Below are 16,051 nucleotides of genomic sequence, written 5' to 3'. Positions count from 1 at the left end.
AATCAAGCAGTTAAATGGATTTTATAACGATACTAGTTAATACTCGCGCGTTGTAGGTGAATATCGGCGTTGTTGAGTACGTAATAAGGCAGTATTTTGTTGCTACTGGCAACTACGCGTTTGCTGGTGATATCAATAATACGGGCATTTACTTCAACACCGTTGCTGCGGTAGATCAAGGTGCCTGATAACACATGGCTGGCGATGCGTTGATCCGCTAACTGCTCTATATCGCGTGAAAATACAAAGTCACCACGTGGGTTCATAGTTATTTGATCGGTGGTTTTAAAGTCAACAATACCATAACCAAATTTTTGCAGTTGATGAATAAAACTCTCTGATAACTGGTTGCCTAATTGGCTACTGTTATTAAGGCTGGCATCTAAATCTACAAATGAAGTAACGGCAATCGAGGTATCAAGCTCTGTTTGCATTGTGTCGACTAAGTCTAACGCCATTTGCTCTACATAATTAACCAGTGTTTTATGATGCTTGTTAGGAATAAACTGCGCACCACTATCTAATGGCTCGGCGTCGTTTAATTGTGCTTGTTGTAGTATTTGAGTAAGGTCATATCGGCTAGTCGTACTTTGTACAGGCTCAGCCGTATTATTGGTCATACTGCATGCGCTGAGAATGCTGATCATCCCCCCTACAGTTAATAACTTAGCGCTGTGGATTAGCTTACTCATCATCGGCCTCACTTACTCGCTTGTTTTAGCATTACGCCATCAGTGCGATAGCTGCTGTCGAGTGCATCAACAACGGATTGCGGAATAAACCCTTGTGCAGAGCCAACCACAGCCTTACTAGCTAAACCAATAATTCGGGCATTGACTAATACACCACCTTGGTGATTTACCATAGTGCCCGCCAGTACATAGTTAAAGTTTTGATCTTGGCTTAGCTCTAAATAATCGCGGCTAAATACAAAGTCGCCAGAGGGAGTAACACGCATGTAGTCGGTAGTTTTAAAGTCGATCACCGGTACACCAAAGCTGTGTAGCTCGTGCATAAAACTTTCGGCGATTTGATTACCTAACAATGTGCCGTCGTTGTAATCATCATCTAAAAAGATAAAGCTTGATACGGCCAGCGGCGTTTTGGTATTTACGTATTGTAAATTTTCAGCCATATCTTGCATTATGCCACGTACATAATGATTAATATTTTTACGTGTTGGGACTGTGACTTGGCTGCTATCGTTCATCACTGGAATATTGTTTTGATAAAATGTATTACTTTGCCCAGGAGCAGCAACCATTCTTTGATCACCCTCTAACTGCGCAGAGTTATCAGTTTGTGCTGTTTTGCCCGGTTCCATCATTTGCGCGCAACCAAAACCCAGTGGCAAACATAAAGTTAATATTAAGCGTTTCATGAGAGCTCCTAATTAGTATTCGCTGCGGTAAATATAACCGTCGCGCTGTTGTATTTTTTCATCGCCCCACATCACATTTATGGGGATCTCTGTACTGGCTGCAGATACAACGCGGCTATCTTGCGTATTTACCATACGGGCGTTAACTATATAGGCATGTTGTTGCCGTGTTAAGGTACCCGTGATAACAAAGTCAATATTCTGACGTTGGCGTAACTTGCTAATGTCGCGACTTAATATACCATCTGCGTTGCTGGCTAAATTAAGGTGTTTTTCAAGGCGATATTCAATAGTGTTATAGCCAAGTTGGGTAAACTGAGTAAGTAAGCTTTCTTGAATTTGCTGACTCAGCCCTGCGCCCTGCCCTTGTGCCAGCTCACTGTCTAGCGCGTTGGCTAAGTAAAAGCTAGTAACGGCAATCCGTGCAGAGCTTTTAAACGGCCCTTGCACATGGCTCAATTGACTACTCAAGTCGCTCACATACTGATGCACAGTATAAGGTGCCATTGTTGCTTTTGGGGCATTGGTACTTGGTGCTGGCGGTTTTTCTTGCGTTAAACTACACGCAGTTAGACTCAGCAATAATAAACATAACAAAAGGCGCATAATTGCCATCCTCACTAAACATGGCAATAACAAAGCAAGTATTATGCCTATTTATAATTTTATTGGGTTATCGGTGTAGTGAGTCACCATGCAGTTGAGCTGTTGTAGCTTTAATTTATCACAATCAGCTTGGGCATTTTTTTGATATTGGTATGCCCCGATTTTTAAGCGGTAATAAGTCATGCCTTTTACCTGAGCAGTTTCGACATTGGTGATAAATTTATCTGACAATAAACTCGGTACTTTTTGTTGAATTGTTTGCCAGCTTGGAGCTAATTGCGATTGTTGAGTGACCGCAATAATTTGCAGCGCAAAAAGCGCGTTGTTAGTTATGTTTGACTGTGCTGCTATAGATTGCGCAGGCCTATCTGACGGTACTTGCTGTGATGCCAAGGCAGCAGATGAATGGCTATTGTTACCTGTATTCTCGTCATCATTTGCTATCGCGGTTAACTGTGCTATCAATAAATTCAAATCACTTTCAATCAGTAATAATCGTTCAAGATCGGGTTTAATTGCTTGCCACTGTGCAGAGCTAGTTTGTAACTGTTGTAGCTCTTGTTGCGTGATCTGCACATAGGTTTCATGATTAGTTTCAGCTGTGCTGCTGGTACTTCTTTGCGCGCTATCCGTCGTACTGGTACAGCCAGATAATATAATTAAACTCATTATTAATACGGCTGATTGCATTACACTAAACGATTGTTTGATATTCATTGCTATTCCTTTAATGAAGTATTGTTCGTTGTTCGATATCACACTTCAATCTTTGTTTTATTAATGACTGACAAAGCTCCGTAAATTCAGGCTGTGCTTGCTTAGCGTATGCTAAGGCGAGTATGTACTTACTTTGCTGTTGATCATGAATATAAAACACGTCTTGCTGTTGTAATTTTAAGCGTGGGCTTATCAAACGTAAGTATGCCTTTAACATCATTAACGATGAAAAATTCCCCGCATTAACAATAGTCCCCGACACTTCTTCGAGTGATTTTAAAGTAAAATCAACCCCAACCAACACATCCCCTTTTGCTGATAAATCAACTGTTACTTGCTGGGTGTTTTTTAATGCTTTACGTTCTTTAAAGCTATCGTCAACCACAGCCCGATACTGCCCTGGCCGCAGGTCGGTAAACAAATAATAGCCATCATAAGCCGCTTGGGTGTTGGCAACTTCTTTATCATTTTGATCTAATAAGGTTATTTTTGCATAAGGCTGCACATAAGTGTGCTCCCCTTGCTGCTGATACACCACCCCTTCAATTTCGCTGGCGTTATTTAGCGGGTAATCCATGTATTCAATAAATCCTGCTCTTGGCGTGATTGAAAAGCCCTCATTGGCAGGCACAAAAAACGGATCGGGGAAGCTGTCTCTATCGAGCACAATATCTGTGGTGCGATTAGCTGGCATTGAGGTTAACAATGCAATGCCATTTTCATCAGTTATTGCTTGGCGATAATTTTGCAGCCCTTTTACTTTTATACCAGCAACACCTTGCTCGTCAGGATCCATAATGCCGTTGTTATTTTGATCTAAAAATACCCGTAACATTAATGTACCTGTCGTTGTTAAGCTTTGCTTAGACACAAAATAGTGATTGTTTTGTGTGTCATAACCAAGGCTGAATCGGCTATATACGCCAAGCTGCCAGTTATCTTCACTGTCGTAGTTTAGATTACTAGTGAGACTAAACTTATTGCTTTGCCAACTTAAGCCTAAATCAGCCGATTGAATATCATTAATACGAGAATCACGTAAGGTGACTTCTGCTTGCAGTTGACTGGTAATACTACGGTTAAACTCTGCCTCGTAGCTGGTGACTTCATTGATAGGAGATAATGTGTAATCAACACTAAAACGGCTATAAATACGACCCAAACGCCCTTGCAAACGTGTTGAGCCATACACTGATTCAACATTATTACTTTGTTGCCATTGTAATTGGTTGCTCAAAGCTAGGCCTGCAATCGCATAATTCAAACGGTTCTGTGCTTGCTTATAGATGCCTCGGTTATCTGATGTTTGATACAATAAATTGTTTTGGTAGTTTAGCCGCCCGTAACTGTTTTGCATCAACTCGCCAGCCATATCAAACTGATAGCTGTCGTATTTTTGTTTTAATTCATCGGTTCGATTCGTTGCGCTAAAAAGTAAAGATTGATCAGCAAATTGCGTGCGTGCTGTAAGTTCAAGCTCTTGTTCATGTTGATTATTTTTCTGGTAATCTAAGTTTAATAACAGAGCGCTAAATAAGCTAAGGTTAGTCCCCAGTGACATGTGTTGTAGGTCGTCATGTGTTCTTTTTTGTGCCAATGCAGCGGTATATATCGAGAAGTCGTCTGTAATACCTTGCTCGTAGCGCCCTGCTATTTGCCAGCCCGTGCTGTCATTATTGAAGGCTGTATTGCCAAGCAATTTTTTACCCTGCTCAGAGACTGATAGTTCATAAAATCCTTCACCTTGTGCTAATTGGTTACTATCAATAAAATAATATTCGCTTTTTCGCTCGACCTGCCCTTGAGGACCATAAAAAATAAGCTCGAAGTTATTCTCACCATAAAACAAATCAACATTATCAAAAATATAACGACCATCTGATAAGCTTAATTGCTGCGCAATCAATACGCCGTTACGATAAAGCTCAACGTCCCAGCCTAACTGAATCGGACCACTTAAATTAATACGGTTACTATCAAATTGTTGAGTCAGTCCGCGGTTTGAAAACTTAATACCACGACCATACTGACTGTTGTAACGGCTGCCAACTTGTGTGGCCGTTACATCACCAAACTCAACTTCACTGGCTGCTAACACTCCCAGTAATGAGCTTTGCGGGTCTTGCTTAGTAAATGTTAAACGCGAATCGCTGAGTAAATCGCCCTCGCGACCAGATAAAAAGTATTCGGCAGATAAATAAGCAAAGTCTTGTGCACCTAATAATGAGTAACTTGTTCTATTTTGATTTTTATCAGCACTGTAGTTTAATTGTAAATCAGCAACAGGTGATGAAAGCGCTTGATACGGGCTGGCTTTCCAAGGCAAGGTGGGCTTGGCATTACGATTCGAGGGGTTAAGCCTTCTACCATGGCGTTCTCGCTGTTGTTCAATTGGTAATAAGATGGCCGAACTTAACTCTATTTCTAAATCACCATAATCGACTGTAAATTGCAGCCCAAAAACCTCTTTTAACTGCGCCATTTCAATATACATGTCATCATCAATGCTAATATCAGCAGCCGTTAGTTCAAGCATACCTGCGTCAGTTATCAGTGTTGCAGGCAGGGTGCTGGCATCTAAAATGAAAGGCTGTTGATCTCGATACCAGCCTTGAGCAGAACGAGTTACAAGATCAACATCTATTCCAAATTGCAATATATCAGCTAGGCTACTAAGGCCAAGTTGAATACCCTGATCACTTTTTAAAGCGAACACTTCGCCTAAGTAGTAATCATTTAAAGACAACGAAAATAATAAAAACTCACCGCTTGCGATCCGCGGTTGGTTTGACGCAACAGGGCTGTTAACGCTAGGCTGAGAAGCTGTTGGTAAGTCGGTTAATTTAGCTTCAATCTTGCGAAGTGTTTTTAATGCATCATTCACAGTTACGTTATTAGTCGCGAATGCATTGTTACTAAGGCATAAACTTAGCCATAGTGTAATGCACTTTAGCCCTGTATTCTTGGTCATGAAGAGTTAAAGTTGCAGCATTTTTGGACTAATCGCTAAAGCATACTCGGCAAAATTTATGTCTTGATATTCATCTGCACCGATATATTTAAAAATAACAGTACCAGGCTTATCTAGGGTTTTATCACTAAATAAACTCAACATTACCTCGGCATTTTTTACATCCGAGTAAATACTTAAATTGCCAATTTCAGCGATAGCTTCCAGCTTAGCATTAGCATTTTGTTGATAAAACGCGGTTAATTTACCATAACTGCTAAAGTGAGTTTCACGATTGAGTTTTAATTTAAATTGTAGTCGTTGGTTGCCCTGGTTTTTAATCACTTGCGCTTGCTCAATGAGTACTTTTGGTACTTCAGCATGTTCACGAAGGATGACTGGAATACTGTAGCTCATGATCATATTAATTTTTATTGAACTCGTACTATTTGGGTTTTCATTTGGCAACGCCTGAAATAATAAATGCGAACGATATTCACCATCTGCTAACTGTTTTGGTTTTCGAATTGCAATTTTAACGGTTTGCTTTTCACCAGGCGCCAAACGCATTTGCTTTGGTGATAAGCGCGTCATCGGGCTTAAACTTGTCGCCGTCGGCTCAAGTAAGGTTACATACCCTCCGGTTGATGTGGATTGCTTTTCGCTCCAATGCACTCGGTAAGTTTTGTACTCGTCACTGGTGTTGATCACTGTGACCTTTGCAGTACGTTGACGCTCATCAAAACTAATACGAGTAGGAGAAATAAGTAAATTCGCCATTACCGCCTGGCTAAAAAAACAAAAGCTTAAAAGCAGTATCACGGTTAATTTATTAAACATTTAAATCCTTAATAATCCACTGAAATTTCTAAGTTTGTGGTTGTTGAATAGTCGCCGTCAACATATTGTTTGCTGCTTGTATTTATTTCTAATTTACCACCAATAAATACATGCACTTCGCTAAACTCATCGCTTGTTGCGTCTTTAGGAAAGCCATTTAAGGTCACTCTAAAGTCGGCACTACTACTTCCTTTAGTATTGTGTTGCATAGTTGCAGGAGCCACTAAATTCATAGAGACTCGAGTGCCAGGGGGGATGTCAGTGAGTATCAGCTCAGCTGGGCGACCTTCTTTAAGGATATAGATTTCGCCAGAAGTGCTAATCGAACCATCATCCTTGATAATTACAGAACCTATTTGATCACTTTTAAGAATAACTAAGGTGCCAAAATCAAGCGCTTGTTGCTCTATACTCGCGGCTCTTGTTGACTGTGAATACAGTATTGAAAGCATCGCAAATAACAACAAAAAACGCATGATTAAATTAATAAGCAACTTCTAATTGAAAAGTGCCTGTATACTCAGTATCTCGGTACGCTTCGCTAGAAATTGTTGATGCTGTAGAAAGAGTTGCACCAATATTAAACGATACACTGCCATCACCGTCAGCAGTTAAATTAGGCGTCACTGATGAATAATAAGCGTTTGCATTTGGACCGCTAGTGATAAAGTATGTCCAAGTACCAACCGTAAAGTTTGGCTCATTCAAACCTTGGCCATTAGAGCTCAGGGTTGTTGCTGTTGGGTTAGTAATTGATAAACGAGCATTTGGCACTACTTCCGATACTGTAAAAGATGCAGGCGAACCTTGCTCTATTATTGAAATAATCGCAGGTGCGTTATCAGTTCTAGACGATACAGGACTTGCTGTAGGCTCAGGGTTTATAACCAATGTAGCTTGGTTAACACCGTCTGGATCTGCAACCGCTCGAATTGTACCAAAATCTAAGTCATTTCCTTTGGTTAAAACGACAGTATTTTGCACTTTAACTTTCGCATCAAAGCTTTCGGTTGTTGCATAAGTCGCGAATGAGCTTGCTGTAACTGCTGCTGCCAGAAGAGTTAAAGATAATTTCATATTAAATCCTTATAAGTGATGGGACATTACCCTATGTTGCCCCTATCTTAGATATTATCGACACTCAGAACAATTACTTTAAGCTTAATTACTGAAAAATCAGAAAAATAGCTTATTTAATTACAAAGGCTGACCAACAAATGGGGCACTCAGGCATTTTTGGCCTAAATTTTGTGCTAATGAACAAAATAGATTGGCCTCGGTATAATTTTGAAATGGCCCAACTCGTAACCCATACAAGGTAACGCCTTTATTGTGACGCTCTGTCATTACAAAATCTAATTGGCTAAATGCCTGCGGATATTGTTGCTGCAACCTTGCTATTTGCGTTCTCACTCTTTGCGGTTTTAAATACAGCCCAAGTTGCGCGCCTGGCAGTGAGTTGCCATACAGTGGCAGAGGGCGGTTTTCGATAGTTTTTGAGGAGTTAGCAGTATCAGGGATCTGTATTTTTTCAGCATAATGAGCCACCGTAACATTATCTTCGCGAAGCACCGCTGGGTTTTCTGCAATATCAGTTTGAGAGGAAAGTGCCATTATTAATAGTTGCAAGTCTTCCTCCATCGCAGCTAAACGAGTAATACTCTCTTGTTGCGAGTGCCATTGCTGAACATACTCTTTGACTTGTTGATCAGAAATTAATGCAGGCTGCTGTTCCACCGGGTTAGCATTAATACTACTGCACCCACTAAGCCAGACAGTTGCTGTAACCAACACTGTGGTATACCAAGCTTGCTTTTTAAAACACATCATCTGTTAGCATCACAAAATAAATAATGCCATATTATAAGCAAAGTCAGTGCCAGTTTCAGGATTTTTAAGCAATAAAAAAGTGCCACTAAGGCACTTTTATAAGTTAGGCTCAATAAATGAGCTTAAACTAAGGTTTTAATAAAATCACTTAGCTCATCTTTAAATTCATCACGACGCAGTGCAAATTCAATAGTGGCTTTTAAATAGCCCAACTTACTACCGCAATCATGACTACGCCCTTTTATCGCATAAGCAGCAACAGATTCTTTTTCCATTAGCATCGCAATTGCATCTGTTAACTGAATTTCGTCGCCGGCGCCTGCGGGAGTTTTTGCAAGTAATGGCCAAATATTTTTACTTAGCACATAACGACCTACCACAGCCAAATTTGATGGTGCGCTATGCACAGGAGGTTTTTCAACCATATTAAGGATCGCTGCGCTTTGCCCTTGTTCAAGCTTTACGTCGCCTAAATCGACCACACCAAACTTATCAACATCCTGCATAGGCACAGGCTCAACCATTATTTGGCTCTCACCGTTTGTATTAAAGCGAGTAATCATTTCAGCTAAATTATCTTTTTTAAGATTACTTTCAACATCATCTATGATCACATCAGGTAAAATAACCACAAACGGTTCGTTACCAATAATTGGCGCTGCACAGTTGATTGCGTGCCCTAAGCCTTTTGCTTCACCTTGGCGAACGTGAATAATTGTCACATCTTTAGGGCAAATAGCTTGTACTTCAGCAAGTAACTGACGCTTTACCCGCTTCTCTAGCGTTGCTTCTAGCTCAAAACTGGTATCAAAATGGTTTTCAATCGAGTTTTTACTCGAGTGAGTCACTAATACAATTTCTTTAATACCCGCAGCAACCGCTTCATTAACTACATATTGAATCAAGGGTTTATCTACAACAGGTAACATCTCTTTTGGAATAGCTTTAGTAGCTGGCAACATACGGGTGCCAAGTCCTGCGACTGGGATCACTGCTTTCATTATTCTCTCCTTAAAACTATGATGCTTATTAATTGTTACACTGAAAACGGGTATTTAATTGCTTCATGGCATTGATAGCCATTTACCTCAAAGTCATCACGGGTGACCCACGTTTCGATATCTTCGAGTGATTTAATATTTGGATTAATCGTCAACGTAGGTGATGCAAATGGCTCACGCTGTAACTGCACATCGCGCATTAATTCCAGTTGGTTCTCATAAATATGGGCATTAACGATTTTATGGTATGCCTTACCTGCTTTGTGGCCAGTGATCTGCGCGACCAGTGCAAGCATTACAAAGCATTGAATTTGATTGAAATTCAAACCAAGTGGCACATCACAACTGCGCTGATACGAGGTTAAATAAAGCGTATCGCCAAGAAGCGAAAAAGTATGCGTGTGCATACATGGGCGCAAACACCCTAACTCAAACTCACCCGGATTATAAAAAGTGATGATCTCGCCTCTGTCATCCACACCATTTTTAAGATTATCAATGACCTTTTTTAGCTGATCTAACGGTGTGCCATCAGGGCGTCGCCAATCACGAGCTTGTACGCCATATACACGGCCCATATCATCTTCACCTTTACGGTTCGGATTATTTAACCATGCTTGGTTTTCATTAGCGTTAGCATCCCAAGTCATACAACCTATGTCGCGAAATTGCGCAGCACTGCTATAACCACGAAGGTAACCCAACAGCTCTGCGATTGCCGCTTTGTAATAACTTTTACGGGTGGTGATCATTGGGAACTTGTTGTTCGCAACGTCGTATTCAAGCTCCGCATTAATGACTGTTAAACAACGCGTTCCCGTACGTTTATTCTCAACCCAGATACCTTCATCAACAATGCGCTGACATAACTCTAAATATTGTTTCATTATTCGCTTCTTTTTTATGCTTTACTGGCAACAGCAGGCTGTGGCTTTTTGTATGCCCATATTATCAAACCAAGACCAGCAATGACCATTGGCAATGACAATATTTGACCCATTGATATAAAATCAGCAAACAATCCTAGTTGTGCATCTGGTTCGCGCACATATTCAACGCAGAATCTAAATACCCCATAGCATAGTAAAAATAATCCGCCGACACTACCCGCTGGACGTGGCTTTTTAGTAAACACATACAAAATAATAAACAGCACGAAGCCTTCTAAAAAGGCTTCATACAACTGTGAAGGATGACGCGCCAATGGCCCACCATTTGGGAATACCATAGCCCAAGGCACATCGGTAGTTCTGCCCCATAATTCGCCATTAATAAAGTTACCAATACGTCCAGCTAAAAGGCCAACCGGCACTAGCGGTGCAACAAAATCACCCACTGCAAGTAACTGTTTTTTACGTGTCCAGGCAAACACACAAATAGCGGTTATCACCCCTAAAGTGCCACCGTGGAAAGACATACCACCTTGATCGATTCTAAATAAATACAGTGGATTTTCTAAAAAGTAACTAAATTGATAAAACAGTACATAGCCAATCCGACCACCCAGAATAACCCCTAACATACCGTAGAACAGTAAATCACTGACCTCTTCTTTCGTCCAACCCGAGCCTGGTTTAGTTGCTTGCCTATTTGCCCACCACATCGCAAAAGCAAAGCCAATTAAATACATTAAACCGTACCAACGTACGCTAAGAGGACCGACAGTGAAAATGATCGGATCGATCTCTGGAAATTCAAGAGCCATAAAATTAAACCTTAACTAAAAACCATTTGAAGCGCGATGATAATCAGTAACACCGCGAACACTTTTTTTATCGTTGAAACGGGTAAATAATGCGTTGCTTTGGCTCCTATTGGTGCCATAAACCACGAGGTTATTACTATACCTAATAATGCCGGTAAATACACAAAACCTGCAAAGCCATGTTGTAAATCGGTTACTTGCCAACCAGCGCTGACATATCCCACAGAGCCAAATAGCGCAATCACAATGCCACATGCTGCCGCGCAGCCTATGGCTTTTTTAATATCAACTGAAAAATAGTGCAGTAGCGGCACAATCAATGCGCCGCCACCAATACCAATCAAACCTGATAATCCGCCCATCACTGCGCTAATAGCGCCAATAACTGGGCCACTTGGCATAGGTTTGACCGCGACAGGCTTATTACGAGCAGACAACACCATACGAGCAGCAATAAACACCACACTAACAGCAAAAACGATGCGTAATAACTGTTCTGGAATTAAACTCGCGGCAAAACCACTGATCAGAGCACCAAGTCCAACGCCAGACATAACCCAAGGCGCAATTTCCCATGGCACATTTTGATTTTTATGGTGTGCTAATGCAGATGACGTTGAAGTGAATAAAATAGAGGCAAGCGAGGTAGCAATCGCAATAACCAGTACATGATCAACCGCAACAACATTAAAATGCACTAATAATGAACTCAGTACTGGCACAATAATTAATCCACCGCCAATGCCTAATAACCCAGCTAAAAAACCAACCACACAACCTAATAGCGCGCAGCTGATAATCAGGATAACTAAATCATGCATCGTACACTCTTATAAAATTGGATTTATTATATGCATATACTAATCGATTATATCGAATCTTTACAGCACTCGTTTTGGTAATACCAATCGTGTTAAGTTATTAGCCATTTATAGCGACAGATAAATAGAGTGATAACAAGGCATAAATTTCGACATGTAGTTGTTCTACTTGAGAAATTTATAACGCAGTTAGCGCTTTATTTGGCACGCTAGAATGGTTAAATATTTAAGTCGATTGGTATAACTAAGAAGCCTGATTTGGGGTATAAAATAATTCACCAAGTTGATGCTCAATCATAAAATTACGCGTTAACCTAAGTACTTGTTTTGCAGTAGATTGTGCTAAACACTCCGCCAGTAATGTTTCCATATCGCTGGCTTTTAAACGTCTTAATACCCATTTAACTTTACTTAATGATGAGTAGTTCATACTCAAGCGACGATACCCCATCGCAATCAGCAGTATTGCACCTTCAGGATCGCCACCTAATTCACCACATAAACTAAAGGACATCTCATATTGCTGACACTCTTTCGCAACTTTTTGCAGTACTCTTAATACCGCTGGATGATAGGGATTAAATAAATCAGCAACACGCGCATTCGAACGATCGACGGCAAGTAAGTATTGCGTCAAATCGTTACTACCTACAGAACAAAAATCTACTTTCTTAGACCATTCAGGGAGCATAAATACACTTGAAGGGACTTCTAACATTACGCCAATCTCTGGGCGTTCAATGGCTTGCTCTGGGTATTTTTCTTCCAGTTCAAAATAGGCTTGCTCTAACAATGCTAAAGATTCATCAACCTCTTCGGTACCGCTTATCATTGGCAGCATAATTTTTAAATTACCTAAACCAATGTTTGCTTTAACCATGGCTTTGAGCTGGTCTAAAAAGATCTCTGGGTGGTCCAATGTGACACGAATACCCCGCCAGCCTAAAAATGGGTTTTCTTCTGTAATATCAAAGTAATCAAGTGCTTTATCACCACCAATATCAAGCGTACGCATCACTACAGGTTCTGGATGATAACTGGCTAATACTTCGCGATACCAATTCTCTTGTTCTATTTGTGATGGAAACTGGCCTTTTTGCATAAACCAGGCTTCAGTTCGGTATAAGCCAACGCCATCACAGACTTTGGTGTTAGCTTTTTCAGTATTGAGTTCCAAACCAGCATTGAGCAACAAACTAATATGCTCGCCATCTAATGTCACTGCATCGCATTCTTGCTCAGCCACAAACTTGTCGTTTAATAGACTTTCTTGGTGCTGTAATTGTAAATATTCATCTTGTAGCATTTGCGAAGGCGAAATATATAATCGCCCTGCGTATGCATCTAAAATCATTGGTTTACCATCAAACTGCAATAGCGGTAAATCTTCAATACCCCAAATTGCAGGGATCCCCATAGCACGGGTTAAAATTGACGCATGACTATTTGCCGCACCGTTAACACTTACTACGCCAACTAAATGGCCTTTAGGCACTTCTGCAAGCATGGCTGGGGTTAAAGTATTAGCGATCAGTACTGTATCTTTAGGATAACTTTTTACGGCGTGTTCAGTATTGACGAGATGATGCAGTACGCGCAGGCCGATATCTTTAACATCAACCGCACGCTCTTTGATATAGGGATCCTGCATTGCATTGAATTGCGAGATCAATCGTTCGATCACAATTTTCAATGCACTTTTTGCACACCAGCCTTCTTGCAGTTGTGCTTCAACATTCTGCCCTAAACTTTTTGCATCCAGTAGTTGCTGATACACCTCAAACACTGCCAACGCTTCTTTAGGGATAGAATCGCTAAGAGTCATCGACAAGGTGTTAAATTCTTTGCGGGTTGCAGCAACAGCTTGAGTAAATAAGCGGCGTTGCTCAGTACAGTTATCGTCTTTTTTTAATTCTATCGATTTAAAGTCAAGTTTCGGCAGAATAACAAACGCCTGCCCTATCGCAATTCCTGGCGCGCTAGAAACCCCTTTTAGCACCGAGGTCTGATGAGAAAACTCATCTTGGCGTAGTACTTCTTTGATTTCTGCATGGGCTAATTGCGACGCTAGTTGCGCAGATAACGTAATTAAAAAGGACTCTTCATCTTGACTAAATACACGGGCAATTTTCTGTTGTACAACAATAACGCCCAGCACTTTTTTTTGATGAACTACAGGCACAGACAAAAATGCGTTGAAGCCTTCTTCATTCACTTCAGGAGAGAGTTTAAAACGCGGGTGAGACTTGGCAAAGGCAATATTAATAGGTTCTTCTCGTTGTGCTACTAAGCCAACTAAACCTTCGGTAAAACCGATTCTAAACTTACCCACGGCTGCGGGATTAAGCCCTCTGGTTGCCATTAATACAAAATTATCTTGACTGTAATCAGCAAAATAAATGGAGCAGCACTCAGTTTTCATGGCATCTTTCACCATTTCAACAAAACATGCTAGCGCACTATCCAAACTCGCTTGTTGCGAAACGGACTCTGCAATAGCTCTGAGTGTAGCCAGCATAATACTGCTCCTTTATATTATTTACCTTTATGGCGCCACGTATCTTTGGACTGTTCACGTTTATTAAAAGGCATCGCAAAGGGTGCGAATTCTTTCATAACACGGCGATAAACATCGCGTTTAAACGATACAACTTGCCTTACCGGATACCAATAACTTACCCACCGCCAATCATCAAATTCCGGATGATGTGTTTTTAGTAAGTTGACGTCTTCGTCTTTACAACGCAGTTTCAATAAAAACCATTTTTGCTTTTGCCCAATACACACCGGACTGGAGTCTCGGCGGATCAAACGCTTGGGCAATTTATAACGTAACCAATGTTTTGAACTTGCGACAATTTCTACATCTTCAGGGCGCAAGCCGACTTCTTCGTGTAATTCACGAAACATGGTCTGCTCTGCTGTTTCGCCACTATCAACACCACCTTGAGGAAACTGCCAAGAATGCTGACCATAACGTCTGGCCCAAAAGACCTGTCCCTGATTATTGCAAATTACAATTCCGACATTGGCACGAAAACCTTCGGCATCAATCACCTTAGTGCCTCATTTGTAAGTCGATTTTTAATGATTGTTCCACATTACCTGCAATACGGCAAACAATATTCAGAGTTTTACGCATCTTACTCACAGCTTGTGCATAACTTTAGTTTATACAGCTCATTTTGCAAACAAATCCACAATAACAGATCCAATAACTTGCCTTTTCCACAGTTTCTGTGGATAACATTGTTCATAGTTATGTATTTATCCCAACAAGCTTTCAACACAGCTTAAAGGCTTTACAAATTCAACAGTTAAAAACCATTAAATTCAATACATTAAGCTTAAAGTCAGCAAGTTTCACCTTGTCTAAAAACACAGCGAACTATCACTGGACAAAAAACACCCAAACGCAAAGATATCCACGGTTAAACTCTTTTGCTATCATGAGTAGTGAATTTATACAACCAAATAACTCGCTATGAAACCGATAAAACCACATTCAATCAATGAATTAATGCAACGTGTTAGCAACATTGCAGGACTGACATTAGGCCAATTAGCAAGTCATTATCAGTTTAAAACACCTGAGCATTTATTAAAGGAGAAAGGCTGGACGGGGCAATTGATTGAATATGCATTAGGTGCTACAGCAGGTTCCAAACCTACCCCTGATTTTGAAGAGCTCGGGATTGAACTTAAAACGCTACCAATCTCATATAAAGGCAAACCATTAGAGACCACTTTTGTGTCTGTGACACCGTTATTGAATGTCACAGGTATGACATGGCAGCAAAGTAATGTGCGTAAAAAACTCAATCATGTCTTGTGGCTACCCATACTAGGCGAGCGCGACATTGTGCCATTTGATAGAACCATTGGTAGTGGCTTTTTATGGCAACCCTCAGCAGAGCAAGATGCGCAGTTACAGCGAGACTGGGAAGAACAAATGGAGCTGATAGCACTGGGACGTGTTGATGAGATCTCAGGGCATTTAGGGGATGCGATGCAAATTCGCCCAAAAGCAGCTAATAGCAGAATAGTCACCGATGCCATCGGTCCAAACGGGCAAATTATTAAAACCCTACCCCGAGGTTTTTATTTAAAAACCAGCTTTACAGGGCAGATTTTGAAGCAGCAATTTCAGCTTTAACGCCTAAAAATGCGCGAGATAAACTCGCGCCTACAAGGCACTTA

The 16,051-nt window shown here is 40.8% G+C and carries 16 protein-coding genes; 1 reads left to right on the top strand and 15 read right to left on the bottom strand.

All coding sequences use genetic code 11. The features are described from left to right. Positions 1 to 32: 32 nt before the first annotated feature. The 15 genes from H5232_RS11845 to rppH form a co-directional block, all read right to left on the bottom strand. Positions 33 to 695, bottom strand: coding sequence for a FlgO family outer membrane protein (locus H5232_RS11845; RefSeq protein ID WP_182794689.1), 663 nt, complete (start codon positions 693 to 695; stop codon positions 33 to 35). 5 nt (positions 696 to 700) lie between these two features. Continuing rightward, positions 701 to 1,381, bottom strand: a complete 681-nt coding sequence (locus H5232_RS11840; RefSeq protein ID WP_182761007.1) for a FlgO family outer membrane protein — start codon at positions 1,379 to 1,381, stop codon at positions 701 to 703. Between the two features lie 12 nt (positions 1,382 to 1,393). Beyond that, complete coding sequence (locus H5232_RS11835) at positions 1,394 to 1,987, bottom strand: FlgO family outer membrane protein (RefSeq protein WP_145240937.1); 594 nt, start codon at positions 1,985 to 1,987, stop codon at positions 1,394 to 1,396. Positions 1,988 to 2,038: 51 nt separating this feature from the next. Beyond that, the gene (locus tag H5232_RS11830) at positions 2,039 to 2,704 is read right to left on the bottom strand and encodes an SPOR domain-containing protein (RefSeq protein ID WP_182830928.1); all 666 of its coding nucleotides are present in this window, start codon (positions 2,702 to 2,704) and stop codon (positions 2,039 to 2,041) included. 10 nt (positions 2,705 to 2,714) lie between these two features. After that, a complete protein-coding gene (locus H5232_RS11825; protein WP_182830929.1) occupies positions 2,715 to 5,588 on the bottom strand; it encodes a hypothetical protein in 2,874 nt (957 codons plus the stop codon). 93 nt (positions 5,589 to 5,681) lie between these two features. Further along, a complete protein-coding gene (locus tag H5232_RS11820; RefSeq protein ID WP_182718035.1) occupies positions 5,682 to 6,494 on the bottom strand; it encodes a molecular chaperone in 813 nt (270 codons plus the stop codon). A gap of 8 nt (positions 6,495 to 6,502) precedes the next feature. Further along, a complete protein-coding gene (locus H5232_RS11815) occupies positions 6,503 to 6,970 on the bottom strand; it encodes a DUF4402 domain-containing protein (RefSeq protein ID WP_182768050.1) in 468 nt (155 codons plus the stop codon). A gap of 7 nt (positions 6,971 to 6,977) precedes the next feature. Continuing rightward, a complete protein-coding gene (locus H5232_RS11810) occupies positions 6,978 to 7,571 on the bottom strand; it encodes a DUF4402 domain-containing protein (protein ID WP_182739892.1) in 594 nt (197 codons plus the stop codon). Between the two features lie 120 nt (positions 7,572 to 7,691). After that, on the bottom strand, positions 7,692 to 8,324 hold the full coding sequence (locus H5232_RS11805; protein ID WP_259398479.1) for an SPOR domain-containing protein: 633 nt from the start codon (positions 8,322 to 8,324) through the stop codon (positions 7,692 to 7,694). A 122-nt stretch (positions 8,325 to 8,446) separates the two neighbouring features. Beyond that, positions 8,447 to 9,325 (bottom strand): UTP--glucose-1-phosphate uridylyltransferase GalU, encoded by an 879-nt coding sequence (gene galU / locus H5232_RS11800; RefSeq protein ID WP_182739893.1) that lies wholly within the window; start codon positions 9,323 to 9,325, stop codon positions 8,447 to 8,449. Between the two features lie 35 nt (positions 9,326 to 9,360). Then, positions 9,361 to 10,212, bottom strand: coding sequence for a thymidylate synthase (locus H5232_RS11795; protein WP_182830927.1), 852 nt, complete (start codon positions 10,210 to 10,212; stop codon positions 9,361 to 9,363). 14 nt (positions 10,213 to 10,226) lie between these two features. After that, positions 10,227 to 11,030, bottom strand: coding sequence for a prolipoprotein diacylglyceryl transferase (lgt, locus tag H5232_RS11790; RefSeq protein ID WP_149981669.1), 804 nt, complete (start codon positions 11,028 to 11,030; stop codon positions 10,227 to 10,229). An 11-nt stretch (positions 11,031 to 11,041) separates the two neighbouring features. Then, positions 11,042 to 11,851, bottom strand: a complete 810-nt coding sequence (locus tag H5232_RS11785) for a sulfite exporter TauE/SafE family protein (protein WP_182761005.1) — start codon at positions 11,849 to 11,851, stop codon at positions 11,042 to 11,044. A 244-nt stretch (positions 11,852 to 12,095) separates the two neighbouring features. Then, on the bottom strand, positions 12,096 to 14,369 hold the full coding sequence (ptsP, locus tag H5232_RS11780) for a phosphoenolpyruvate--protein phosphotransferase (RefSeq protein WP_182718031.1): 2,274 nt from the start codon (positions 14,367 to 14,369) through the stop codon (positions 12,096 to 12,098). A 17-nt stretch (positions 14,370 to 14,386) separates the two neighbouring features. Next, a complete protein-coding gene (rppH, locus tag H5232_RS11775; RefSeq protein WP_145240920.1) occupies positions 14,387 to 14,908 on the bottom strand; it encodes an RNA pyrophosphohydrolase in 522 nt (173 codons plus the stop codon). A 427-nt stretch (positions 14,909 to 15,335) separates the two neighbouring features. Between rppH and mutH the strand changes: the two genes are divergently transcribed. Further along, positions 15,336 to 16,007, top strand: a complete 672-nt coding sequence (gene mutH, locus H5232_RS11770; RefSeq protein ID WP_149981676.1) for a DNA mismatch repair endonuclease MutH — start codon at positions 15,336 to 15,338, stop codon at positions 16,005 to 16,007. The last annotated feature ends 44 nt before the right edge of the window (positions 16,008 to 16,051 follow it).

The sequence above is a fragment of the Pseudoalteromonas sp. SG41-5 genome, assembly GCF_014164495.1.
Lineage (GTDB): Bacteria > Pseudomonadota > Gammaproteobacteria > Enterobacterales > Alteromonadaceae > Pseudoalteromonas > Pseudoalteromonas rhizosphaerae.
This window is presented reverse-complemented; position numbering and strand designations above follow the sequence as displayed.